Annotated in this window: 26 protein-coding genes; 11 read left to right on the top strand and 15 right to left on the bottom strand. The window is 68.7% G+C overall.

Going from position 1 to position 22,991, the window contains the following annotated elements; genetic code table 11:
- The first annotated feature begins 194 nt into the window (after window positions 1-194).
- Window positions 195-383, top strand: coding sequence for a hypothetical protein (locus IEY14_RS01420; protein WP_188906448.1), 189 nt, complete (start codon window positions 195-197; stop codon window positions 381-383).
- Here IEY14_RS01420 and IEY14_RS01415 read toward each other — a convergent pair.
- The 4 genes from IEY14_RS01415 to IEY14_RS01400 all read right to left on the bottom strand — a co-directional run bounded on the left by IEY14_RS01415 (window position 364) and on the right by IEY14_RS01400 (window position 2,953).
- Complete coding sequence (locus IEY14_RS01415; protein ID WP_210318252.1) at window positions 364-1,755, bottom strand: type II toxin-antitoxin system HipA family toxin; 1,392 nt, start codon at window positions 1,753-1,755, stop codon at window positions 364-366. The two genes, IEY14_RS01420 and IEY14_RS01415, sit on opposite strands and share 20 nt — an antisense overlap.
- Before the next feature lie 80 nt (window positions 1,756-1,835).
- Complete coding sequence (locus IEY14_RS01410; protein WP_210318250.1) at window positions 1,836-2,018, bottom strand: hypothetical protein; 183 nt, start codon at window positions 2,016-2,018, stop codon at window positions 1,836-1,838.
- A 237-nt stretch (window positions 2,019-2,255) separates the two neighbouring features.
- The gene (locus IEY14_RS01405; protein WP_210318248.1) at window positions 2,256-2,552 is read right to left on the bottom strand and encodes a hypothetical protein; all 297 of its coding nucleotides are present in this window, start codon (window positions 2,550-2,552) and stop codon (window positions 2,256-2,258) included.
- A gap of 197 nt (window positions 2,553-2,749) precedes the next feature.
- A complete protein-coding gene (locus tag IEY14_RS01400) occupies window positions 2,750-2,953 on the bottom strand; it encodes a hypothetical protein (RefSeq protein ID WP_152048528.1) in 204 nt (67 codons plus the stop codon).
- Window positions 2,954-3,460: 507 nt separating this feature from the next.
- Here IEY14_RS01400 and trhA point away from each other — a divergent pair.
- From trhA to IEY14_RS01385, 3 genes are all read left to right on the top strand, one after another.
- Window positions 3,461-4,087 (top strand): PAQR family membrane homeostasis protein TrhA, encoded by a 627-nt coding sequence (gene trhA, locus IEY14_RS01395; RefSeq protein ID WP_188907339.1) that lies wholly within the window; start codon window positions 3,461-3,463, stop codon window positions 4,085-4,087.
- A gap of 302 nt (window positions 4,088-4,389) precedes the next feature.
- Entirely contained in the window at window positions 4,390-5,361 is a 972-nt protein-coding gene (locus tag IEY14_RS01390) for a L,D-transpeptidase family protein (RefSeq protein WP_188906444.1), read from the top strand.
- Window positions 5,362-5,804: 443 nt separating this feature from the next.
- A complete protein-coding gene (locus tag IEY14_RS01385) occupies window positions 5,805-6,974 on the top strand; it encodes a hypothetical protein (protein WP_188906443.1) in 1,170 nt (389 codons plus the stop codon).
- A gap of 172 nt (window positions 6,975-7,146) precedes the next feature.
- Here the strand turns inward: IEY14_RS01385 and IEY14_RS01380 are convergent, their stop codons facing one another.
- From IEY14_RS01380 to IEY14_RS01350, 7 genes are read right to left on the bottom strand one after another with little or no spacing between them, the layout of a single operon-like run.
- Entirely contained in the window at window positions 7,147-7,800 is a 654-nt protein-coding gene (locus IEY14_RS01380; protein WP_188906442.1) for a DsbA family protein, read from the bottom strand.
- Window positions 7,797-8,255, bottom strand: a complete 459-nt coding sequence (locus tag IEY14_RS01375) for a disulfide bond formation protein B (RefSeq protein WP_188906441.1) — start codon at window positions 8,253-8,255, stop codon at window positions 7,797-7,799. The genes IEY14_RS01380 and IEY14_RS01375 overlap by 4 nt, the downstream gene beginning before the upstream one ends.
- A gap of 40 nt (window positions 8,256-8,295) precedes the next feature.
- A complete protein-coding gene (locus tag IEY14_RS01370; protein ID WP_188906440.1) occupies window positions 8,296-8,910 on the bottom strand; it encodes an SCO family protein in 615 nt (204 codons plus the stop codon).
- Window positions 8,907-9,389, bottom strand: coding sequence for a copper chaperone PCu(A)C (locus tag IEY14_RS01365; protein WP_188906439.1), 483 nt, complete (start codon window positions 9,387-9,389; stop codon window positions 8,907-8,909). The genes IEY14_RS01370 and IEY14_RS01365 overlap by 4 nt, the downstream gene beginning before the upstream one ends.
- Complete coding sequence (locus IEY14_RS01360) at window positions 9,386-9,829, bottom strand: DUF411 domain-containing protein (RefSeq protein WP_188906438.1); 444 nt, start codon at window positions 9,827-9,829, stop codon at window positions 9,386-9,388. Before IEY14_RS01360 ends, IEY14_RS01365 begins: the two co-directional genes overlap by 4 nt.
- Before the next feature lie 14 nt (window positions 9,830-9,843).
- Window positions 9,844-10,446, bottom strand: coding sequence for a methyltransferase family protein (locus IEY14_RS01355; protein WP_188906437.1), 603 nt, complete (start codon window positions 10,444-10,446; stop codon window positions 9,844-9,846).
- Window positions 10,443-12,974 carry a heavy metal translocating P-type ATPase gene (locus IEY14_RS01350; RefSeq protein ID WP_188906436.1) on the bottom strand — a complete coding sequence of 844 codons (2,532 nt, stop codon included), beginning with the start codon at window positions 12,972-12,974 and terminating at the stop codon, window positions 10,443-10,445. Before IEY14_RS01350 ends, IEY14_RS01355 begins: the two co-directional genes overlap by 4 nt.
- A gap of 158 nt (window positions 12,975-13,132) precedes the next feature.
- Here IEY14_RS01350 and IEY14_RS01345 point away from each other — a divergent pair, with 158 nt between their 5' ends.
- Window positions 13,133-13,549 (top strand): MerR family transcriptional regulator, encoded by a 417-nt coding sequence (locus tag IEY14_RS01345; RefSeq protein WP_188906435.1) that lies wholly within the window; start codon window positions 13,133-13,135, stop codon window positions 13,547-13,549.
- A 187-nt stretch (window positions 13,550-13,736) separates the two neighbouring features.
- Here IEY14_RS01345 and IEY14_RS01340 read toward each other — a convergent pair whose 3' ends face one another.
- The 3 genes from IEY14_RS01340 to IEY14_RS01330 form a co-directional block, all read right to left on the bottom strand.
- The gene (locus IEY14_RS01340) at window positions 13,737-16,235 is read right to left on the bottom strand and encodes a hypothetical protein (RefSeq protein ID WP_188906434.1); all 2,499 of its coding nucleotides are present in this window, start codon (window positions 16,233-16,235) and stop codon (window positions 13,737-13,739) included.
- A gap of 493 nt (window positions 16,236-16,728) precedes the next feature.
- A complete protein-coding gene (locus IEY14_RS01335; protein WP_188906433.1) occupies window positions 16,729-17,073 on the bottom strand; it encodes a hypothetical protein in 345 nt (114 codons plus the stop codon).
- 87 nt (window positions 17,074-17,160) lie between these two features.
- The gene (locus tag IEY14_RS01330; protein WP_188906432.1) at window positions 17,161-17,502 is read right to left on the bottom strand and encodes a hypothetical protein; all 342 of its coding nucleotides are present in this window, start codon (window positions 17,500-17,502) and stop codon (window positions 17,161-17,163) included.
- Between the two features lie 69 nt (window positions 17,503-17,571).
- Here IEY14_RS01330 and IEY14_RS01325 point away from each other — a divergent pair, with 69 nt between their 5' ends.
- Entirely contained in the window at window positions 17,572-17,820 is a 249-nt protein-coding gene (locus IEY14_RS01325; RefSeq protein WP_188906431.1) for a hypothetical protein, read from the top strand.
- Here the strand turns inward: IEY14_RS01325 and IEY14_RS01320 are convergent.
- Window positions 17,792-18,487: a hypothetical protein gene (locus tag IEY14_RS01320; RefSeq protein ID WP_188906430.1), complete on the bottom strand. Its 696-nt coding sequence runs from the start codon at window positions 18,485-18,487 to the stop codon at window positions 17,792-17,794. The genes IEY14_RS01325 and IEY14_RS01320 overlap by 29 nt on opposite strands.
- 259 nt (window positions 18,488-18,746) lie before the next feature.
- Here IEY14_RS01320 and IEY14_RS01315 point away from each other — a divergent pair, with 259 nt between their 5' ends.
- Genes IEY14_RS01315 through IEY14_RS01295 form a run of 5 tightly spaced genes read left to right on the top strand, consistent with a single transcriptional unit; the run spans window position 18,747 to window position 22,885 of the window.
- Window positions 18,747-19,268, top strand: a complete 522-nt coding sequence (locus IEY14_RS01315; RefSeq protein WP_188906429.1) for a hypothetical protein — start codon at window positions 18,747-18,749, stop codon at window positions 19,266-19,268.
- Window positions 19,265-20,098 carry a hypothetical protein gene (locus tag IEY14_RS01310; protein ID WP_188906428.1) on the top strand — a complete coding sequence of 278 codons (834 nt, stop codon included), beginning with the start codon at window positions 19,265-19,267 and terminating at the stop codon, window positions 20,096-20,098. Before IEY14_RS01315 ends, IEY14_RS01310 begins: the two co-directional genes overlap by 4 nt.
- Entirely contained in the window at window positions 20,098-20,277 is a 180-nt protein-coding gene (locus IEY14_RS01305) for a hypothetical protein (protein ID WP_188906427.1), read from the top strand. Before IEY14_RS01310 ends, IEY14_RS01305 begins: the two co-directional genes overlap by 1 nt.
- Before the next feature lie 59 nt (window positions 20,278-20,336).
- Window positions 20,337-22,466 carry a hypothetical protein gene (locus tag IEY14_RS01300; protein WP_188906426.1) on the top strand — a complete coding sequence of 710 codons (2,130 nt, stop codon included), beginning with the start codon at window positions 20,337-20,339 and terminating at the stop codon, window positions 22,464-22,466.
- The gene (locus tag IEY14_RS01295) at window positions 22,466-22,885 is read left to right on the top strand and encodes a hypothetical protein (RefSeq protein ID WP_188906425.1); all 420 of its coding nucleotides are present in this window, start codon (window positions 22,466-22,468) and stop codon (window positions 22,883-22,885) included. The genes IEY14_RS01300 and IEY14_RS01295 overlap by 1 nt, the downstream gene beginning before the upstream one ends.
- Window positions 22,886-22,991: the final 106 nt, after the last annotated feature.

Here is a 22,991-nt window from a genome sequence, read left to right as displayed (position 1 = left end):
GGCCTGCACGTCGCGCTTAATTTCCCCCGCTCACCGCTCCGCAGTGCCGAACCGCGCTCACGTGGAGGCAATCCAGCCAGTCAAGGCAGGCTTGCCATACGCGGGGCGGAGGCACGTCCCTCGGCTCTCCATTGGATGGGAACGTCGCCCGTATCGACCGGAGCCGCCATGGGGTCGCAGGACGTCCGGAGCCCTTGCTGCGCACGGGCGAAGCCGAGAACGGACATGAACGACCTCATGCGGCATTTCGCAACGGCGTCTATCGCGCGTCCGGCGATCAACCAGCCGCCGATCGCAGCCGGCGCTCGATCGGTTTTCGGGCGCCCTTACGCATCCCGCAGGACATGTGGGAGGGCGACGAGTTCACCCCCAGCTGGGCGTGACGCGCCGGTGATCCGCGGTCTCCACCGTGACTCCCTCGACTTCCATTTCATCGACCGGCTCTTCTCGAAGGCCGTCGGGAATGGCTCCAGAGACGGCTGGACGCGGGACGTTGGCCAACGACGCCCGCTCGACCCGGTAACGCACCCCTTCGAGCCTGCCGGCCAGGGCGGCGCCGACCGGACCCGGAGCGACATCCTTGGCGAGATCGGCGAAATCGGCCGTCGCCTCCAGGCAGCGTGCCATCTCCTGCCGCACGACGCGCCCCTGCAGGCCGCAGGCCTCTCCAAAGCGCAGGACCGCCTCGCCCAAGTCGGCGGGAACGGCCCCTTGGCGGAAGGCGACCCCGCCGAAGGAGACGGACGACACCATCTGATGCCGATGGTATCCGCGCATCGGTGCCGGATCGTAGAGCGGCGAAAGCCCCGCCTTCCTCCGCTCGCCGAGGATGGAGTGGTTCTCCAGGTGGTTGTCCCCGTTGCCGGTCAGGAGACCCATCACCGTCCGCCGGAACAACTCGCGACAGTCGCGGCCCGGGAAGGACGACATGCCCGTCATCGGCGTCGTCAACGCCGTCGCGACGGTCTCCAGCGACGGCCTGAGACCCTCCTCGGACCAGCGGCTCTGGATCTTGCCGGCGGATGCGGCGTAGAGGGCCGTGAAGACGCTCTCCAGCGGCAACGGACGCCCCTCGGACCTGTCGAAGCGTTCGGTCGCCAGGACCTCCACTCCGTCCTCCGTCCGTTGGTACCGCTTGAATGGACGGTGCACGCCGATCCTGTCGTGGATCTCGTAGGCGAGGTTCTCCAGAGCGAGGACGTGAGGAAAGTCGGGCGTTCCGATCTTCACCAGCGCGTCGACCGTCGTACCGTCCGACCGGCGTAGGTTCACCAGCAGCTTCGGCATCATGCCGCCGACCGTGGGATGCGACCGGATCGTCTCGACGACCTCCTCGATGGAAACGGCGTCGGCCGTCGGCGACGTCGCGTCCGAAACCAGGTGCCAGAGCGGACCGTCGGCGATCTCGTCGAGCGTGAAGCTCTGCGTCGGTCGGTCGTAGTAGGCGAGTGCGGCCTCGTCGCTGGCGAAGACGTCGAGATGACCGATGCCGTTCCGGCCGGCCATGACCAGCATCTGCCAGTCCAGGTCGGCGCCCGCGTCGACGCGCCCCCCCGAACGTCCGATGAGGTGCATGAGGATGCGGCGCTGAAGGTTCTGCTCGTGTCGTGGCGGTACCAGCGACTGGAACATCGGCGGTAGCGGGTTGGCCTCGGTCGACACGTACTCGATCGTGCGGTTCCGCGTCTTCGTCGTGTCGTGCACCACGGTGATGCCTGGAAGATCGCCGACCTCGGGGTCGTAGGTGAAGCGCACCCGCTCGCCGGCCTTCACGAGCAGACCGAGACGACGAGGCGTTCCCGATGCTCTGGTCCAGACGACGGCGCTCCTGTCGCTCATCGGTCGATCTCGCCCAGCAGCCCGCCCTCCAGCAGGGCGTCTAGATAGTCGTCGAGCGGTGCGAGCTTCAGCTTTTGCCCCACTACGGCGGCGAGGCGCTCGACGGTGTCGAACCGGGCGCCGCCGGTACCGCGCATCCGCGACAGCGCCTCGGGCGTGATACCGGCGCGACGGGCCAATTCGGCGTCCGACCAGCCGTGTCGCCGAGCCTCCGACCTGACTTCATCCAGTACAGCTTGCAACCCAGACATTGATCAATCCATCAATCCTACGCCCCATCATGGACGGTATTGATTGAAAGATCAATCTCGCCGCGATTGGCGCAAACCTCCCCCGAGTTTCCCCACCTGGGCCTACATCCGGACCCAGGCAGACGAAGCTTACTCAAGATCTCCAGAAGCTTCCCGCGACCGGTTTCAGCGAGCCTGTGGAGGAGCCGACCAAGTCTCGGCATCGTCGACGAAGGCTTTCCTCGTCTTCTTGTCGTAGAGGCACAGCTTCGACAGGGTCGAACCGCGCTTACGGTCCGATACGAGCATCGCCACCATCCCGACCCGGTCGTCGAAGCCGACGATCGTCGAAGGGCGCGGGTTGCGGATGCCGCTCGCCTGGACGCAGGCCTTCGTCACGCGAGAGTCGAACTCGGCCCACGCGTCGTCGCTCGAGGCGAGTGCCGGCGGTGCCGCCCAGAGCACGACGACCGCGAGGCCCATCACGAGGGGTGATATCGAGAGGCGCATCCGCAGCTCCTTCCGTCGGGTTTCGCGAGCCGGCAACGACTCGGAAGGCCCGGGATGGTCGGCGAAGTCGACGGATTGATGACCCGGTCGAGGCGGATGCACGCCAATTGCATTCGTCTGTTCGGCGATGGTGACGGCCGGTCAGACGCCGACGGACGCGGCTCGACCTCTCAGCGGTACCTCAAGAAGCCGAAGAAGCCCGTGAGGGCGGTCGCCGTGGCGACGCCCGCGACCGCCGGCACCTCGACGGCCGCGCCGGGCTCGAAGCCGGTCAAGTGGACGAACTTGACGGCCAGAAAGGCGATGGTGACGCCGAGCATCGCGCCGAGGACGGCGTAGATCGCGCCGAAGAAAGCGCGGTAGACGGAGCGCATGTTCGACTTCCTTCTTGCTGCGAAGCCACCGGTGCGCGGCTTCCTCGCGGCGTCGGGGCAAGGACACGTACCGACATCCGAGTGCGACCGACAGGCGGACTCCAGAGGTCGCGGCCGCACCGGAGAGGCTGCGGACCGCCTCCATGCCATCCAGGTCCGCCCTGGAGGCAAGACGTCATGTCGTCGCGGTTAGGCGCATCTCGCATGCCGCACTGGCGTCCGATCCCCTAGGACGTTCGGACCGGTGACTCCGCGGGTACAGCGTCGCAGGGTTGCCCGATCTCCCACCGTGGCCAGATCTTCGGAGCGGACTGATCCTGTGGTGTACCATCGTGCTCGAGGGCGTGGACCGATGCACGAACGAGCCGTCGGCGAAAGCCGCCGCTCGACGGGCCGCAGCGCCGAAAGAAGGCCGGAGGTCCCTGTGGCGTCGGCAGGCGGAACCGAGAAGGCGACGGCTTGGAGAGAACCACATCAAGGGCGCATCAGGCGACCGGTTCCGGAGAGATCCCTTGGCGCTATACCGCGGGCGAGCGGCGGGCGGACGGGGTGGTGCACGCCCTCGGGATCCTCCTCGCCTTGGCCGGGACCGCGATGTTCGCCATGACGCGCCGCGACGCCGAACCCCATGATCTCGTCGCCTCCGGCATCTACCTGGCGACGCTCGTCTTGGCCCTCGGCGCGTCCGCTCTCTACAATATGTGGCCCGTCGGCCCGACGAAGTGGATCCTGCGTCGGATCGACCATTCGGCGATCTACCTCCTGATCGCGGGGACCTACACGCCATTCGTCGTCAAGGCGGGCACCTGGTGGCTGCTGGTGCTGGTGTGGTGCACCGCGCTTCTCGGCCTCGTGCTGAAGGTCGTCCTGCCAGGTCGGCTGGACCGTCTGTCGATCGCCCTCTACCTGGCCCTCGGCTGGAGCGGCGTCGCGATCCTCGACAGGCTCGTAGACGTCCTGTCCAGGCAGGTGCTCCTGCTCGTCGGCGCCGGCGGCGTGATCTACTCCCTGGGCGTGATCTTCCACGTCTGGGAGCGCCTCCGCTTCCAGAACGCGATCTGGCACGGTTTCGTCCTGGCGGCGGCTCTCGTCCACTACTTGGCCGTCTGGCTCGCCGTCGGCCCGAGCACCTGAAGCCGAGACACCCCGGTCCTCCGAGCGGTTTGGTCGAACGACCCGCACGGGCGGCTGTCGATCCCGCGAAACGTCCGCTCGCAGGATCCAGGAGTGGAGCACGTGTGCCGCATGGTCTTCAGTTGCGTCATAAAATCTGCCCGGTGGATCCGCTAAGCGATCGGATGTTCACGCTCCTCGGCCGGCGGGGTCGCGCTGCGGTCTGGCCGGGGCAAGGCGGGCGTGGCACACCGGCAGTGCAACGTCGTAGTCGAATGGTTCCCTGGATGATCGTGCGGACAGCTCGTCCTTCAATCCGCTGGATGTCCGTCGCGCTCGTGCTTCTCGCCTGTCTCGGCGGATGCGTTTCCGCGACGGAGGACGTCTTCGAGACGGCGAAGGCGGCCTATACCGTCAAGGCCGACAAGGTCCGTCCCGAAGGGTCCATCCTCGTGCGCATCTTCAAGGAGGAGAGCGAGCTGGAACTCTGGAGGTCGGGAAGCGACGGCCGATACGCGCTCGTGAAGAGCTTCCCGATGTGCCGTTGGTCCGGCAAGCTCGGACCGAAGAAGGCGACGGGCGACCGGCAGGCGCCCGAGGGCTTCTACCAGGTGACGGCGGGTCTGATGAACCCGAACTCGAAGTACCACCGCTCCTTCAACCTCGGTTTCCCGAACCCGCTCGAGAAGTCGCTCGGGTGGTCCGGCGATGCCCTGATGGTGCACGGCGCCTGCTCCTCGTCGGGCTGCTACGCGATGACCGACGACGGCGTCTCCGAGATCTACGCGGCGGCCGAGAAAGCGTTCGCCCTCGGCCAGAGCGACTTTCAAGTGCAGGCCTTCCCGTTCCGGATGACGCCGCAGCAGATGGCCAAGCATGCCTCCGACCCGAACATCTCCTTCTGGCGGAACCTGAAGTCCGGCTACGACATCTTCGAGGTGACCCGGAAGGAGCCTGAAGTCTCCGCCTGCGCCGGCCGCTACGTCTTCGACTCGCGACGCAAGGACGGCGTGGCGTCGATGGACCCGCGGGCCGCCTGTCCGGCGCTCGTCGCCGAGGTGGCGCCCGAAGTCTCGGAGCGTCGGAAGGCCGACCTCGTCGCCGAGCGCGAGACGGCGAGGACGTCGGTCCCGTCGACTGCCTTCGCCTATTCGGACGGCGGCATGAACCCGCGCTTCAGGGACCTGCTCTCGCGCCTCGGACCGCAGGAGATGTCGCGCCTGACCTCCCGAACCTCGGTGCCGGTGAGCCGTCCGGACGCGGCCCTCGCCGATCCCTTTTCCGCCGGACGCTGAACCGGATCCCGACGCGTCGCACGAGGCTGCGACATGACCGCGTGCGCGGCCGGGACATCTTGACCTCGACGGGTCGGCCGCCGACGATGACGGCGGACGATAGATCAGTCGAAGGGCACCCCACGTTGAAGGCGCGCAGTCGATGAGGAGAGCCATAAGGCCGTTCCTCGCCCGCTTCGTGCTGGCGCTCGTGCTCCTGCTCGCTCTCGTTCCGGTTGCCTCCATCGCATGGGCCGAGCCGGGCGCTGCGACTTCCGGTACCGCCGTCTTCGACGACTACGGTCACGTGGGCGACGACGACGCGGGACGGGGTCCCGCCTCCGGTGCCCGCCACGATCACGGCGGCCATGTCCACGAGAAGCTCGGCACGCCGCCGGAATACCTGCTTGCCCCGCCGGCCGGCGGTGCGGGTCATGCATCGCCATCGACTCGGTGGGGTCCAGGTGTCGACCTCCATCCGTCTCCTGAACCTCCGAAAGTCTCCGTCGCCGCCTGAAGCCGCGTATCGGCGGCGCGACGTCGACCTTGCTTTCGGAGATCATCATGCCGTCCCGCCCAACGGCCGGACCGTGCGCGCTTGGCGCCGCGGCACCGGTGCGTCCGCCGTTTGTCCGTCCCTCCCTTCCCGTCCCGCCCCGCCGCACCGGCGGGCGCCAGCCTGGGAAAGCGGCATGACCGGTCGTTCAAGGAAGTCGGCCGACGCCCCCTCGCCGCTCGAGATCGTCGACTGGTTGACGTCCAAGCCGGACCTCGTCGCAATGCGGCGTCGGTTCCCCGACGAGTGGCGGGCGCTGGAGGGTGAACTCGCCGACGCCTTGTCGAAGCGTTCGGTCTCCGCCTTGGACCGGATCGTGGGTCTGGAACGCCTCGGCGTGCGAGGGTCCGACCGGAAAGGAAGGTCGTCGCGGGAGCATGCGATGCGTCTCGTCAGAAGGCGGATGGCCGTTCTCGCCCTGGAGCGGCATGCCGTCTCAGCTGCCGAGTCGGAAGCCGGAAGCTGGCTGCCGCGCCGGATCTCGAGCGCGCTGGCGAACGGTCTGTTCTTCGATGCTCGCGGGTGCAAGAAGCCCGTCCCGTTGCGCGTCTTCCGCTGGACGTGGCCGCTCGTCGGCGGCAAGGGCGCGCTCCTGACGCGCATGCAGGCGCTCGGGACCTACTGCTTCCTTTCCGCGGAGCTGATCGACGAAATCGCCAGCATCTGCCGCGGCCGGTCGTGCCTTGAGATCGCCGCCGGCGACGGCACCCTGTCGCGGTTCCTGAAGCTGAAGGACGTCGCCATCGTCGCGACCGACGACCGGAGTTGGTCGGGATCCATCGAGTATCCGCCGGAGGTGCTGTCGATGGATGCGGCGACCGCGCTGGAGAGGGTAGAGCCGGAGGTCGTCCTCTGCAGTTGGCCGCCGCCGGGAAACGACTTCGAGCGGTTCGTCTTCGCGACGCCGAGCGTGCGGACCTATCTCGTGATCGGCAGCCGCCACGGCTTCGCCACCGGCGCCCGAGACGCCTACGCCGCTCCGACGGGCTTCGTCGCGACCCGATGTCTGGATCTGGAGGCACTCGTCCTTCCGCCGGAGATTGGAACCGAGGTACTCCTCTTCGAAAGGATCACATGACGACGCTGCAAAGGCGATCGCGACCGTCCCCGCAGCCTCCTCGGATGCAGACACTTCATCGATCGCCAGTAGTCTCGTGCCGCTCGGGCTGAGGGGCCGATGCCTCTTCGCCCGAAGCGATAGCGTCCGTCCGGGTGCGGCCTGTCGGAGCGGAGGTGGCCGGGCGCCGCGTTCAGGTGGGGCGCCCGTCTCGTGCGATCTCGGCGACGATCATGTCGTAGAGCGGCTGCGGACCGAACTGCGCCGGTGCCCGGCCGTTGACGAAGAAGGTCGGCGTCTTGTCCACCTTCGCCGCGTCCATGTCGGCGACGTCCTGCCGGAGCACCGCCTCGACCTCGGGCGTCGCCGCGTCCTTCCGGGCGCGCTCGAGGTTTAGCCCCGTCGACCCGGCGATCTCCCACGCCTTGGAGAGGTCCGGCGCCCCGTGCACCGCCCATTCGGGCTGGCGCTCGAACAGCGCGTCGAGCACCGCGTCGAACTTGTCCTGACGGCGGGACGCCTCGAGGATCTTCACCGCCTCGTCGGAGCCGTCGTGGAGCGGCGCGTAGCGAAGGACGAGGCGCACGTCCTCCGGATGGGCACCGAGGATCTGTTCGAGGATCGGATGGAAGGCGCGGCACGCTTCGCATGACGGATCGAAGAACTCCGCGACCGTCACCTTCGCGTCGGCCTTGCCGACCACCGGCGAATGCGCCCGGACGAGGTGGTCAGCCCCCGCCGTGGCGGGCTCCGGTGCCGTCGCGCCGCGCCGGAACACGGCGGCGCCTCCGGCGAACACGGCAGCGGCGACGGTCACCGTCGAGACGACGAACGTCCTGCGGTTCATGGACGGATCCTCCTATGTGCGGAAACCAGAAGAAGCGCGATGCCAGCGAAGGCGGCGAGGGAGAGGACGGGAAGCGGGATCCCGCCCAGGATCGTCATGTCCGCCTCGGTGCAGGACGGCCCCCGGCCGCACGGCTCGATCGACTCCGGCACGATCCCGAACCAGAGGAGCGTGTGGAATGCCGCGAAGGCGAGACCCGCGGCGGAGAGCGGCAACGCGTAGACGCGAGCCGCGGCGTCGCCCCTGAAGCAGGCGATCCCGAGCAGGATCGCGAGCGGGAACATGAAGATCCGCTGGTACCAGCAGAGGACGCAGGGCGCCTGCCCCATGACCTCCCCGACGAACAGGGCGCCGAGGGTGGAGGCGAGCGCCAGGATCCACGCCCCGGCGAGGAGCACGTCCGTCCGCGCTTCCCCTTCGACGTGCGGGGGATCGATCGGCGCTGCTCTCGTCATGTCGCTCCTTCCGGACCGGATCGCGGTGACGTCGCTACGCTCAGGCATCGGCCGCCAGAAGGCGTTCCACCTTCTCCCGCCGGACCTTCGTGTCCTCGTGCATGTCGAGCGTGCCGACGAAGCCGCCGTTCCGGTCGTAGAGGTAGACCCCGGCGGAGTGATCGATCGTGTAGTCGCCGTCCTCCGTCGGCACCTTCTTGCGGTAGGCCTTGAAGGTGGAGAAGGCCCGCTCGATCTCAGCTTCCGGGCCCGTCAGCCCGACGATCCGCGGGTCGAAGGACTGGAGATAGGCGTTCAGCACCTCCGGCGTATCCCGTTCCGGATCCCCGCTGACGAGCACGACCTGGAGGTCGTCCGAACGGGGGCCTAGATCCACGAGCAGCACCGACAGCTCGCCGAGCGTCGTCGGGCAGATGTCGGGACAGTGCGTGAAGCCGAAGAACACGGCGACGGGCTTGCCGCGGAACCCGGACCACGTCCTCGGCTTCCCGTCCTCGTCGACCAACGCGAACTCGCCGCCGATCGGAACGGCGACCGGCGTCTGAGCGGCGGGTGCCGGAGTGCCGCCCGGAAGGGTCCAGGCCGCACCGACGAGGACGCCCGCGGTCGCGGCGACCGCGCCCCAGAGCCACAGGCGCAAGGTGCGGAGCCTCACGGCTTATGCCCTTCGTGGGAGGGGGCCGCTGCCGCGGCACCGAACCCCTCCACCGAGAAGCGGACGGGGACGGTCCCGGCGCGCTCGAACACCAGGGTGCCGTCGAAGGACTTCCCCTTCACGATCGGCTCCTTGAGGTCGAGCAGCATGACGTGCGTGCCGCCCGAGGCGAGCTTCACCGTTGCCCCCGGTCCCACCACGATCCCGTTCTCGGCGCGACGCATGCGCGCCACGCCGTCCTCGACGGTGGAGGCGTGGATCTCGAAGCGTCCGGCGACGGTCGCCGAGCCGCCGAGGAGCCGATCCGCCTCGGCGCCGTCGTTGCGGATGGTGAGGTACCCGACCCCGACCTTCGCGCCCGGTGGCGTCGGCCGTGACGACGGATGGTCGATCGTCAGGTCGCCGGCCTTGAATTCGTGCGCCGCAGCGGGACCGGAGAGGCAGGCGGCGACGGCGGCAGCAAGTACCGGAACTCTCACTTCGGGTACCTCGCATAGACCGTGGACGTGCCGTCGCGGGCGACGAGGAGCACCTCGTAGGGATCGTCGCTCGCCCCCATGCCGGGGCTTCCCGCAGGCATGTCGGGAACGGTGAGGCCGATCGCGTCGGGCCGCTCGGCGAGGAGGCGCTTCACCTCCGCCGCCGGTACGTGCCCCTCGACGACGTAGCCGCCGACGAAGCCCGTGTGGCACGAGGTCTGGCCGGGCTTCAGGCCCGCCTGCTCCTTCTTCGCCTCCAGGTCGGCGGCGCCGAGATCGTGGTTCGACACCTCGAAACCCGCCTTCCGGAGGTGCTCGATCCAGCCGCTGCAGCAGCCGCAGCCCGGCGTCGAGAAGACGTCGACGCTCTGGGCAGCGAGCGCGGATCCGGAGAGCAGAGCGAGCGCGGCGGCGAGGACCGTCGTCCGTGCGTGTCCCATGAGTTCGTCCTTGTTCAGATCCAGCGCCGGACGGCGCTCCGGTAGGCGGCGTACGAGGGTCCGAAGGAGCGTTCGAGGAAGCGCTCCTCGTCCCGGACCTGGACCTCGCAGGCAATCCAGAAGGCGAGCGCGCACGCGACCACCGCAGGGGACGGCACCGCCACCGCGAGGCCTGCCGCCATCGCGAGCATCCCCAGGAACACGGGGTTGCGGGACAGGCCAAATAAACCCGTCGTGACCAGGGCGTCGGGCGCCGTCCGCGGTACGCCGACCCGCCAGCGCCGCCCCATGTTCCCCTGCGCGACCAGCGTCAGGACCTGTCCGCCGACGGCAAGGGCCAGCCCGGCGAGACGGACCAGGAACGCTTCGCCCGCGAGCGGCGCGAAGATCGCCGGAGCGTTACCGACGGCATGCGATACGAGCGCGGCGGCCGCCCCGCCGATCGAGGCGACGAACAGCAGGCGCGCCGACCGCTGGCGGAGCCCGCTGCCGAAGCCGAAGGCCCGCCCCCCGATCTCCCGGGAGGTCCGGCGGGTGGCGAGGGCGAGCCATGCGACGGTGACGGCGAGGAGGATCGCCGGCCCGAAGCGGAGGAGGTCTTCGACGGCGGCGCTCATCGGGGCTTCCAGCCGAGGACCCGCATGGCGTTTGCGGTGACGAGGACGGTGGCGCCCGTGTCGGCGAGGATCGCCGGCCACAGTCCGGTGATGCCGGCGACGGTCGTCACCAGGAACAGGGCCTTCAGGCCGAGCGCGATGCCGATGTTCTGGCGGATGTTCCCCATGACGGCCTTCGAAAGGGCGATCATGTCGGGAACGTCGCGCACCCGGCCGTGGAGCGCCGCGGCGTCCGCCGTCTCCAGCGCGACGTCCGTGCCCCCGCCCATCGCGATGCCGACGTCGGCGGCCGCGAGCGCGGGCGCGTCGTTGATGCCGTCTCCGACCTTGGCGACCTTGAGGCCCTCGGCCTGCAGCTCGCGGACGATCCTCTGCTTGTCCTGCGGAAGGAGTTCGGCCCGTGCCTCGATGCTGAGCCCCTTCGCCACCGCCTCGGCCGTGGTCCTGTTGTCGCCGGTCAGCATGACCGGACGGATGCCCGACGCCTTGAGGCCCGCAAGCGCGTCCACCGCGTCGGGACGGGGCTCGTCCCGCATCGCGAGAAAGCCTGCGAGCGCGCCGTTCGCGAGGAGGACCGACACGGTCTTGCCCTCCGCGTTCAGCGCCCCGATCTCCGCGAGCCGATCCGCGCCGATGTCGAGCCGCCTCGCCGCCGCCTTGGGCGAGCCGAGGAAGACCGTCTCGCCGCCGACCTTGCCCTCCACCCCCTCGCCCGGAACCGCGTTCGCGTCGAAGGCCGGCGGCACCGGCGCCTTGTCCGCCTTCGCCTTCTCGAGGATGGCGAGCGCGAGCGGATGGCTCGATCCCTTCTCCAGCGCCGCCGCGAGCGACAGGACGTCCCGCGCCGGCCGCCCGACCGCGACGACGTCGGTGACGACCGGTCTGCCGGCCGTCAGCGTTCCCGTCTTGTCGAAGGCGATCGCCGTGATCTTGCCGAGCGTCTCCAGCACCACGCCGCCCTTCATCAGGAGGCCGCGCCGCGCTCCGGCGGAGAGACCGGCCGCGATGGCCGCCGGTGTGGAGATCACGAGCGCGCAGGGGCAGCCGATCAGGAGGATCGCGAGACCCTTGTAGATCCACTCATTCCAGGACGCCCCGAAGAGCAGAGGCGGGACGAGCGCGACGAGGGCGCCGACGACGAGGACGGCGGGGGTGTAGTACCTGGAGAAGCGGTCGATGAAGCGCTCGGTCTCGGACTTCGACTCCTGCGCCTCCTCCACGAGCTTGACGACGCGGGCGATCGTGTTGTCGGCCGCGGCGGCCGTCACCCGCACCCGGAGCACCGATCCGGCGCTGATCGTCCCGGCGAAGACGGGATCGCCCACGGCCTTGCGCTTCGGGACGCTCTCGCCGGTGACGGGCGCCTCGTCGACCTCGCCCGTTCCCTCGACCACCGCCCCGTCGGCCGGGATGCGGTCGCCCGGACGCACCAGGATGACCGCGCCGACCGAAAGGCTCTCCGCCGGCACCTCGCGGGTCTGGCCGCTTTCCTCGATGAGCGCCGTCTTCGGGACGAGCGCCGTCAGGCCCTGGATGCTGCGGCGGGCGCGGGTCGCCGCGACGCCCTCCAGCATCTCGCCGACGAGGAAGAGGAGCACCACGGTCGCGGCCTCCTCCTGCGCGCCGATGAAGACGGCCCCGACCGCAGCGATCGTCATCAGCGTCTCGATGGAGAAGGGCGTGCCGAAGCGGGCGGCGACGAAGGCGCGCCTCGCGACGGGGACGAGGCCGACTAGCAGCGCGACGAGGAAGGCCGGCTTCTCGAGCTGCGGGAACAGGTGGCCGACCACGGTGGCGACGAGGAGGGCCGCGCCGCAGGCGATCGTCAGCCTCGCCTTGCGCGTCCACCACCATGGCCCGGCCGCCTCGTCTCCGCCGGCATGGTCGTGGGCGTGCGGCGTCGGTCCGGAAGCGGAGACGGCGGCGCCCGCCGGTGCCGACGCCTCCGCTTCGGCGCCGTAGCCGAGGTTGCGGATCTGCCTGACGACGGCGTCGGCCGCGAGGCGACCGTCGTGCGCGATCCGGACCGATCCGCCGGAGACCGAGACGGCGACGTCCTTCACACCGTCCAGCCGGCGCACGGCGGTGTCGATCTTCGCCGCGCAGGCGGCGCAGTCCATGCCGGTCACTAGAACCCGCAGACCGGCGTCCTCCGGCGCTGGCGCCGGACGGGCATCCTCGGCACGATCCGGGGAAGCATGATCCGCGTGGTCGTGCCCGTGATCATGGTCGTTCGCGTGCGCATGATCGTGGTCGTGCGCGGAGGACGCGGAGGCTTGCGGGAGCATGCGCGGTACCGGTTCGGATGCCGCCTCGGGCGTGGCCCGGTAGCCGAGGCTGCGCACGCGGTCCGCGACCGCTTCCATGCGGGCCTCCGGCGTGTGGCCGACCGTCATCCTGCCGGCGGAGGCCGAGACGCTGACGTCGACGACCCCCTCGAGACCGCGCACCGCAGTGTCGATCTTCGCGGCGCAGGCGGCGCAGTCCATGCCGGTTATGCGGAAGCGTGACTGGAGGGTCTCGGACATCTGGGCGATCCCGTTCGTTCTGTTGGATCGACGGCTACTTCCTCTAGCGGCTAGAGGAGCAAGAGGAAAAATGCGGGCTGCGACGGGTTGTCCGTCCGGCGGTCGCTTGCCCCTTCCGCTCCACGGCGCTACCCCGGTGGACATCAGGAGGAGATGCGATGCGCGACCTGACGATCGGCGAGGCCTCGAAGGCCTGCGGCATCAAGGTTCCGACGATCCGCTACTACGAGCAGATCGGGCTCCTGGCGACCGCCAGATCGGACGGCGGACGGCGCCTCTTCGACGAGGGCGACCTCAGGCGCCTGCGCTTCATCCGACACGCCCGCGAACTCGGCTTCGAGATCGAACCCATCCGCCAGCTTCTGACATTGTCCGATCGTCCGGAAAGTCCCTGCGAGGGCGCGGACGAGATCGCACGGGCCCATCTCGCCGACATCGACCACAAGATCGCACGCCTGTCCGCCCTGCGCGTCGAGATCGCTCGCATGGCCGACTGCACCCACGGCTCCGTCGACACCTGCCGGGTCATCGAGGTGCTCGGGGACCACGGTCACTGCGTGGCAGACCGCCATTGAGGACCTGCCGGGTGAGATCCTTCGCGTCGTCGGGCGACGTTCGATTCCGGATCGGCGGGTGGCACGAGTGTGAGAAGCGCCGTCCGCACGACAATCGCGCCGGTCCGCTGTTCCGCCGTGGCGCTTCTCGTCCTGCTCGTCGCACTGGAGGGAACGGGAATCAATCTCGACGATGGGACGGGGCATCTCAGGCTGCCCTCCTCTGCTCAGCGTTCTCGTCCAGCGTCGTCGCGGCGTCGTAGATCCCCCGCCAGTGCTCGACCGGCGGCTCCGAGGCGAGGCGGAACAGGCCGTCCGCGAGCCCCTTCACGAGCTTGCCGGTGATCTCGAAGCGGCGTTCCCCGCATCTGTCGACGACGCGCACCAGTGTCGGCAGGTCGCGCAGGACGGCCGGGGCTCCGTCCTCGGCGATCCGGGCAATCTCTGCGGCCGACAGCGGCGTCCAGGCGTCCATCCGGATGCTGCCGTCCGGGGTCGCGAGGAGGACGCGCCAGCCGCGTCCGAGATCGGTCGGGCAGGCGTACGTGCCGACGGGCAGCGGCGTGTCGGGCGGCGTGAGGACCTCGGGCGTCGCGAGGAGGTACGTGGCCGGAACGCTGTGGACGCGGCGGTTCTGGGCCTCGGACATCGCCGGATCGAAGGGTCCGTCGTACGTCACCGACACCGACCTCAGGCGCTTCCGCCAGTGCGGCTCGAGGAGGAACGAGAACGCCCGGACGATGGCTGCCTGGCGATCGGCGGCCTTGTAGCGGGACTCGCGGGGGGTGCCGTCCTTCGACGTGCAGTGGAGAAGCCACGGGCCGGAAGCGGAGGGCTGCCAGCACTTCACGAGCGAGATCGGGCGGTCGCCGCCCCGGGGATCGTGCTCGAGGATCGCGATCTCCAGGCGGTGGCCGAGGGCGGATGCCTCGGTGGCGACGGTGGTCATGGCGGGCTCCTGCGGGTTGCGGATGCGGATCGTGGGAGTGCGGAGGGGGATGCGGGCGACGCCTCGTCTGTCACCCCAGCTGACGAGGATGAAGCGTTCATGGGAGGCGTCAGGATCGTCGTGGAGCGTCTCGAAAGTCTGCGGCTTGTCGTGCAGCCGGTGATCGTCTTCGAGGGCTGAGAATGGATCCAGGCGCGTCCTGGAGAGGTCGCGGAGGTGGATGATCGAGGCGGTGGCGGTCGGAGGTGCCTCCTGGACGTCCTGCAGGTCGGTGGCGGTGGCGGGAATGGTGCGAGCCTGCGAAGGGCTGATGGAAGGATTCAGAGCCTCCGGGCGGCCTTCGGCCTCGTGACTCCGGCTCGCTTCGCTCGCGTAGGCGCCTCCTCCTGAAACGCCGGCGGCCACAAGAGTCCCATCCTGAGAGTCCTGAGAGGAGAGAGAGAAGAGGAGAGAAGGAGACGGAAGAGGGTATGTAAGAACGCGGACCTCTGACGTGGTCTCTGATCCTTTGTTTTCCGGGGTCGGGATGGGCTTGTCTGGGATCTTCCGCTCGATCGGAATTCCGTGGAGTCCGACGTCGAACGCGACCTTCTCCATGACCTCCCGCAGCAGTTCCAGGGCGGCGAGACGGACGATGAAGCCGTCGTGGAGCGGGAGCACAGTCTCGCCCAGCTTCAGCATCGCCCGCATGACCCTCTCGGCGATGTCCGAGTCCTTCCGCATCAGGTAGCCGCCGCAGTCGCTGTGGAAGGCGCTGGCGATCGGCTTGTGGGCTGCCTTGATGTCGACGATCAGCTTCCGGGCGAGCGTCATCGCCTCCGCCGACCCGAGTTCGGCCATGAGCCCCATCGCCTTCTTTCTGGCGATCGAGAAAGCCGCCTGCTCCGCGTCCTCGGCGTTGAGGAGCACGAGGAAGGCGACCTTGACCACGTCGCGAGGCCAGCCAGGCAGCTCGTAGAGGTCGCCGGGCGGGACCCGATAGCACGCATCGCGGTACAGCAGACGGACGTGGAGATTCTTGTAGTCCAGCTCGCCCGTCGCCTCTCCGTTCAGCGTGATCGTGGCACGCTCTTCCGGCGGCATCCGCTGCCAGACGAGGCCGATGGCGTAGAAGCGGCCTCCCCTGTTCATGTGACGGTTGAAGATCCTGCGGAGGACGCCGGACAGGGCGCCGCGCCAGTACTCGATCCTCGTTGCGGCCAGGGCGGCGTTCATCTCGTGCAAGAACGCGGTCATTTCGCGGGTGCGCTTCGTGTCCGGCACCGACATCTCGTTGCCGTCCTGGTCGCGCCTGAGGAGCACGTACGGCGGGATCGCAGGCACCGGACGGCCGACCATCGCGATGGCCTTGCGGACGCCTGCGATCAGCTCGGGCGTCGGGCGGATGGCGGACTGCCGACCGGTGCCGTGCGGCGACGGCGCCTTCCGGTCGTGCTCGACGAGCTTGCGCACGTCCAAGCCGTCGACCGCGGGAACGACGCGTCGGTAGGTGTGGAGCCTGCTCGGCTTCTCGCGCTTCGGGTAGCCGTTCCGGTTCCGCGAGTAGGCCGTACCGATCTCGCCCCGCTCCCAGTCGTCCACGACCGCCATCGCGACGGCCGCCTCCTCCTCGGTCATTCCGGGGAAGACGCCCTCGAGAGCCGGCCAGAAGCCCCTCGTCTCCCAGCGCAGGGTCAGGGGTGCGTGCCGACCGTCGCGCCAGTCCTGCGGCTGCGCGCCGTCGTACTCGTCGTCGTCGATTACCGCTGCCAGTCCCACTCTTTTCTCGCATTCTCTGCGAACCGAGCGGGGATCCGACCTTGCCTCATGCGCCCTCGCGGGCTACATTCGGGCTTGCGGTAGACCCTGATCCCCACGACGGTTCAGGATGACATTCTGAAGGCCTCGTCCTTGCCGGGACGGGGCCTTCTCCGTTTCGAAAATGCTCTCCGGAAAATCCAGAATCCACCCCCTGCCCCGGCCGCCGACCCGCGGAATCGGCTGCATAACGGACCGCTCGATCCAGGAATCAGACTTGCGATTTTAGGAATCACTTTTCTCGAATACGCCGTCACGCCTGAGGCGCCGGAAAACAGTGGCGGAACAACGGCTTGCGGGCGAAATACCTTACGTTTACCGTACCGATCCGTCGAATTTTCCGCGTTAACCGGCGGCTGGAAAAATCTTTACCGAGACCCGGAAACGAGAGCGCCCCGGATCGTCTCCGGGGCGATGGGAGTTGGCGGCAGGTCGTCGGAGGGCTGCCGGTAAGTTACCGACTGCCGTAGCGGAAGGCGGTTGCCGGCCGGGGCGCCCGCGGATCCTGTAGCGCCGCGGCGATCCGCTCGCCGACCTCGCGCTCGACGTCCGGGGGGTCGAGCGGTTCGTCGTCGTACCGGATGGGTGCGACCTCGGCGCGGGCGGCGGCTTCGGCGGACTCGAGGAGATCGTCCAGCCACTCGTACCCTCGGCCCGTGAGATCCGAGGCGTCGAGGACGGCGGAGGCGCCTCGGTGGTCGCGGCCGAAATCACGGCCCGCGACGAGACTGGCGACGGCGCAGCGGACTTGTCGGCGGGCCTGGGCGCGGGCGATGCGTATGATGATGCTCTCGGACATGCTGATGTCGTCTCCTGTGGTAGATGCGTTATGCGCCGCGTCGTCCCCGTGATGCCGTATGAGGGAGTAACGTGGGTGTGGGCCGAGTCAGTCCGTGATGCCATCACGCAGCTTCGCGGCCCTGACAGAGCCGCTGTGCGGGTTTGGGCGCGTCCATCCGGCCAGTCTCCGAGCGGTCCGGATCCGCGATGAGTTCTCGCCGTACCCGCGGTACCGAAGGCCGTCGGCGGCGAGCTGGACGAGGCGTTCCAGGAGCGCCTTGCCTTCTTCCGGCGGAAGGCTGCATGCGTGGACAGCGATCGCTTCCGATAGCGCCTTATCGACCGCCCTGACGTCCGGCCGGCTCGCACGCTCGATCCGGTAGCGGGCCGCCCGGATCGCGGCTTGGTCTCGTTCTTTTCGAAGCTGCGTTATCGTTTTCGCAACCATTGTGTGCTCCTATGATGAGAACGACACGCCGGCCGGAGCCGGAGCAGTCGACAGCGAGAGGAAAAAGCGATGTCGATCATGGGATTCATGTCGGGCCTCGAGACCGCGATCCGCTCGACCGCGCTCGCGACCGCGACCTCCGCCCGCGCCTCGCAGCCGATCGACATGTCGGGACCGTACGCCCTGTCCCGCCTCGCGAACGCGCTCCGTGCAGAGCGCCGCCGGAACGCTGCCTTGAAGGCAGAGCTCATCGAAGCGTACCGCCGTCTCTCCGAACTCGAGACCGGATTCACGCTGCTTCCTCCCCGTCGTCGCTGACGCCCCCGAGCCCGACGCCCGGGTTCGCCGTCTTGTAGTCGTCGAGCGTCGCATGCTCGGCCGACAGACGCTCCGCTTCGTCGAGGATCCGATCGACATCGACGTCGTCGTCGCCGGCCTCGGCCGCTTGGGCGCTCAGGAACCGGACCCACTGCTCGTAGCTGAGCGGTCGTCCGCCGTTCTTCTTCTCCTCTACGATCTCCTGAAACCGCGGGAGGAGCGGCACGGGCAGCTTCTGCACGCCCGATAGGTGGCCCAGAAGGTCGCGGTCGCCGGCGGCGATGACGCGGCCGAGCTGGACCTCGTCCAGGCTGCGGAGCCACTCCAGGACCTCGGCCTGATCCTCGTCCGAGGGATCCAGGTACGCCCGCGGGACCCCCTGGCCTTTCCGAACGTATCCCGCCGCCCGCCGCACCCGCTCCGACGGCGACAGCCGCAGGCCGGCGCGCCTGGCGGTCGCCAGATCCGCGTCCTGCGCCGCGATCCCGCCGTCGGACTCCGACAACACCTCTTCGGCCGCGTCAGCCATTGCGAATGCCGGTGCCGCCGGCGCGATGCCGAGGAATCGCCGCACGACGCGGATCCCGTCTACGATCATCTCGACCGGCACCAAGACCAGCGCGACGGCCGCTTTCAGCGCCGCAGAGATCAGTGCTCTCAAACCCATCCTCGAATTCCTTCCATACGCCGATTTACTTTCCATTCGGCAATGACGAAATCCTAGACACCCGCGAAGAAAGATTTCCCGAAATCCTTCGTATGGTACTCGCAGGTATCACCCCCCCTTCGGCGATTAGTTTGCAAAGTGCAACTTGCAACTTAATCGACGTTGGCGTTTTTATTTACGTAAACATCTTAGACCGTCTTGCGACCGCCGCTGATCCGCGTATTTTTCGTCCTCAGGAACTGCAATCCAGGACGACGACATGCGCATTTCGGGCGACGTATGGACGAAGGAGGACGACGCGGATCTCGCACGCCTCGCACGGTCCGGCGCGTCGATCTCGTACATGTCCGCGTGGTTCGGCCGGTCGAAGGGCGCGATTTCCGTCCGGCTCTCGAGGAGACGGTTGCGGCCGCGTGAAGGCGTCGATGTCGATGCAGTCGAGCGCCTTTTCGTTTCCGGATCGACGGCGGTGGAAACGGCCAATCGGCTCGGACTGACGCTCGCGCAAGTGAGGGGCGTTCTGCGCTACCACGCGATCGTCCGCCCGGGATCGACGATTCATCCGCGTTGGGTTCGTCGTCCCCACGACGATCGGATCCTCGCGCTTTCCGGCGAGGGGCTCGGGCCGGCCGGGATCGCCCGTCGCCTCGGGGTCCCGGCCGCCCATGTTCGCAGCCGTCTCCTGACCATCGCCCGGCGCGAGGCCGTTGAAGAGCTGCGGTCGGACTCGCCGTCCATTTCTTCCCGTGCCCAGTCGGCCGCATTCGGAGCGTCGGCATGAGGAACGAGTCCCTCCACAAGAGCCTTCTCCGCCTCGCCCGCACGTACCTCTCCGGCCACGTCTCGCCGGAATTGCCGTGGGCGGATCCCGAGATCTTGCTCGTCTCCGAGCCCGCCCTCGCCGTCACCCGACTCCGGGCCCGTGCGACCGATCGGATCGATGGCGAACGTCGCGTCTACCGGCATCGCCTCACCGTCGACGCCGTCGCCGTCCGGGACGCCTGGGAAGCGACCGGCGTCCAGGCCTTCGACGACGCGATCCTAGTCCGCGCCGATGCCGTCGAGGGCCGTCTCGCTCTCGCCGACGTCTGGCAACTGACGGGTATCCGACAGCCCCGTCTGAACCCGCGGATCGTGACGCGCTTCGGCGCCAAGGCCCGCGACGGCTCCCTCGTCGTCGGAAGGACCGCCGCCGGCGCCGACCGGATGCGCGACACGTACGACCGGATCGCCGACGTCCGGTGGGACCTCGCCGATTTCACGGTCTGGAGCTCTGGACATTTCGGCATCGAGAAATCGCCCAAGCCGCCGATCGAGGTGACGATCACGAATGTCGGACTGACCGAGGCCCGCTCGGCATCCGAGATCCGGGTGTCCGGCGTCATCCGGTTTCCCGGCGAGCGCCTCGTCGCCGTCGGCGCGGTGGCGATGCCGGCGTCGGACGGCAGGATGGTGCTTTTTCACGCCCCCGAGACTGTGAACCAGTCGACGTACTTCGCTAGGCAGGCGCTCGAAGAATACGAGGAGTCGGTGCTGCGCCGCCGAGACGAGACGTACGTGCCGACCGAGGCCGACCTCGTCGAGGACGCCGTGTTGGCGGGAGGGCTGTGATGACCGCCCCCGCCTCCCTCCTCGACCGCATCGGCGCCCTTTCCGCCGCCGACCAGGCGCTGGTCTCCGCCTTCATCGACCAGCTCGAAGCCGCCCGCACCCGTGCCGCGCCGCCGGCCGATCCGCTCTCCCGCATCCGGGCCCGCTTCGACGTCGCCCGGAGCCGCTCCGACACCTGAAATCAACCCCGCGACGTCGCCGCAGAGAGGCGTGGCCGCGCATTCCAACGAGGAACACGATGAACGAGAAAACGACCGACACGCGCATCAGGGCGCTCGAATCGCTGCACCAGCTCGCGGGCGCAATGGTCCCCGACGGCCTCCGGGAGGAGCTGGCAGACAAGGTCGTCGGGGGCGCGAAGGCCGAGCTCATCGACGAAGGCGAGAGCGCCCGGGTCGTCGTCGACGGGCGCGACATCGGTTCCGCCTCGCCGAAGAGCGGCGTCTACCGCGTGCTGCGGGAGGCGATGCTCAGCGAGACGGCGCGCTCTACGGGAGGATACCGAAAGCTCGTCGCGCTCGATTTCGACGGAGTCCTGCACGGGTACGAGAGCGGCTGGAAGGGCGCGTCTACCATCCCCGATCGCCCCGTCCCCGGCGCGATGGAGTTCCTCAAGGCTCTGCACGACGACGGCCGCTTCAGGACGGTCGTCGTGTCGTCGCGGCTGAAGGATTTCGATGGCCTGGAGGCGGTGCGCCGCTGGCTGGAAGGTGAACTGGACGCCGCCTTCGGGGCTCGAGAGGGCACCGAGATCTTCCTCTCGCTCGATTTCTCGAAGGTCCGCCCGCCGGCGCACGTCACGATCGACGACCGCGGGATCCAGTTCACCGGCGTCTGGCCGGACCTCGACGCGATCGCGGCGTTCAATCCCTGGAACAAGCGGTGGAAGATCGACCTAGAGAACAGTAACCTCGCCGTCGTCGTCGACGCGCCCGGCGGTCTCGGAGGCCAGCCTGTCATGTCGCTCGCCGCTCTTCGCGAGCTCGATCCCGGCGCGCTCCTTCCGCTGCTTGCTCCGATCGTCCAGGCCTCGGTCGCGAGGACGGCGCCACTCGATTGGCTCGACGAGACGGCGATCCGCAACCGCACCACCGCGCAGCTCCTCGCGTCCTGCGCGGAGATCGTGCGGTCGCTCGGACGCGAGGAGCACCGGGTCCTCCTGAACACCGTCGGCGCCGAGGTCGACCGGCTGGCGCCGGAGATGACGATCCAGGACGCCGAGACGCGGATGTGGAAGGCCAGCGACGCCGCGCAGGCCCTCTTCGACGAACTCGACGGCCGACCGACCGTAGACGGCGTGCCGTGCCTGACGCCGGATGAAGTCGGCGAGAACCTCGCCCGCCTGCGTGAGGCGGGCTCGGCGGATCCGGCGATCGCCGCCGACGTGAAGAGGTACGTCGCCTCGGAGAGGCTCGCGGAGGCCAAGGCGCGCCTCGCCCGCCTGGAGTCTGACCGCCGCAGGGGCTTGCCGGTCTCCGCCGACGAGATCAGCGCCGCCCGGCTCGCACACGTGAAGGCCGAGGTCCTGGTCCTGGAAGAGAAGACGGGGACGCCGGAGGACGCGGTTCCGGAGCGCATCTCCGATCTCGCCCGCGACGCGATCTCCGATCTCCTCTCTGGCGGCACCGCGACCATCGTACCCCGCAGGATCGGGGTCAACGACGGTCACGAATGGGAGGTGACGTTTCTGAACCGTCGCCTCCGGATGCCGGAGATCGCTTTCCTCGGCTGCCGTACTCTCGACGACGCCAAGCTTGTCGCGCTTCGCTACATGAACGCGTTTCTCGACGGCAGACGCCTCGGCCAGGCTGAGGCGAGGACTCCCGCCGTCAATCCGGCTTCAACTTCTCTCGGCGGCGTGTCGATCCAGCTCGACGCCGCCGGCCGGCCGAAGGCGATCCGCCGCACGTTCCATCTGGAGCCGGAGATCTTGGAGGACGACGAACGCCGCGCCCTGATCAACGTCTTCTGCGACGCCGCCGACGAGGTCCGCCGCAAGCTCCTGGCGCCGCTGAAGCCCGAGCACGAGGAAGGCGACCCCGAAAAGCTCTGGACCCGCAAGCTGGAGCATTACGCCCTCCTCCACGGCGGCCAGGCGTCGTTCGAGTCCTTGAAGGCGCACGTTACCGAGGTCGAGCGCATCATCCTCGACGAGATCCCGGGAACGCGGGTTCACCGGCAGTACCGCGGCCGCACGGGCTGGAAAATCGGACGCTGGGCGCTGTGGCTCGAGCACGCCCTCTCGATGCCGGAACACGCGATCCGGGGGTTCGTCCGCGACCTCGCCGAGGCGGAACGCGCCGGAGCCCTGACGCCGGCCGATCCCGCGGTCGTCGAGAAGACCATCGAAGCCGGGAGGGCGGACTGATGGACCGCCCGAAAAGCGACTTCGACCGATGGGTCGATGCAATGGTCCGCATCAGGCGCCTCGAGGACGACGTGTGCGTGCCCGGACTCCGCCGGTGCCCTCGTTGCGGCGCCGAACAGCGTTTCGAAGCCACCGGCCCCGATGGTCCGGTGCCGGTCGAGACCGGGGAGAGCGTCGATTGCCCGAACTGCACGACGCCGATGTGGCGGGTCAGCGAGAGGTCCGAACGCGAGCGCCTCGAAGCGCTCCTCGCCGAGCGCCCGAGCAAGGGACGCGTGCGGAGGCTCCTGGTGTCCGCCTTCGCGACTGGTCTCCGCGCCGCCGGGGGGCGGCCGGAGGACGTCATGCTGACGAAGCGCATGGTCGCGCAATGGGCGGACGAGCCGCCGAAAGCGGACGCGGCGGGAGGCGGGGCATGAGGCCGTTCCCGAACGCGCTGCGGCTGAAGCCCGCCGGCGATCTCCTCGTCCGAAAACTCGATGGCGCCTACGTCGACCTGACGAGCAAACCGGCTCCCAGGCGAGG

Origin of the sequence: Aureimonas endophytica, from assembly GCF_014642635.1 — a bacterium.
GTDB lineage: Bacteria > Pseudomonadota > Alphaproteobacteria > Rhizobiales > Rhizobiaceae > Plantimonas > Plantimonas endophytica.
The sequence above is the reverse complement of the archived record's forward strand: the minus strand, read 5'-3'. Positions and strand labels throughout refer to the sequence as shown.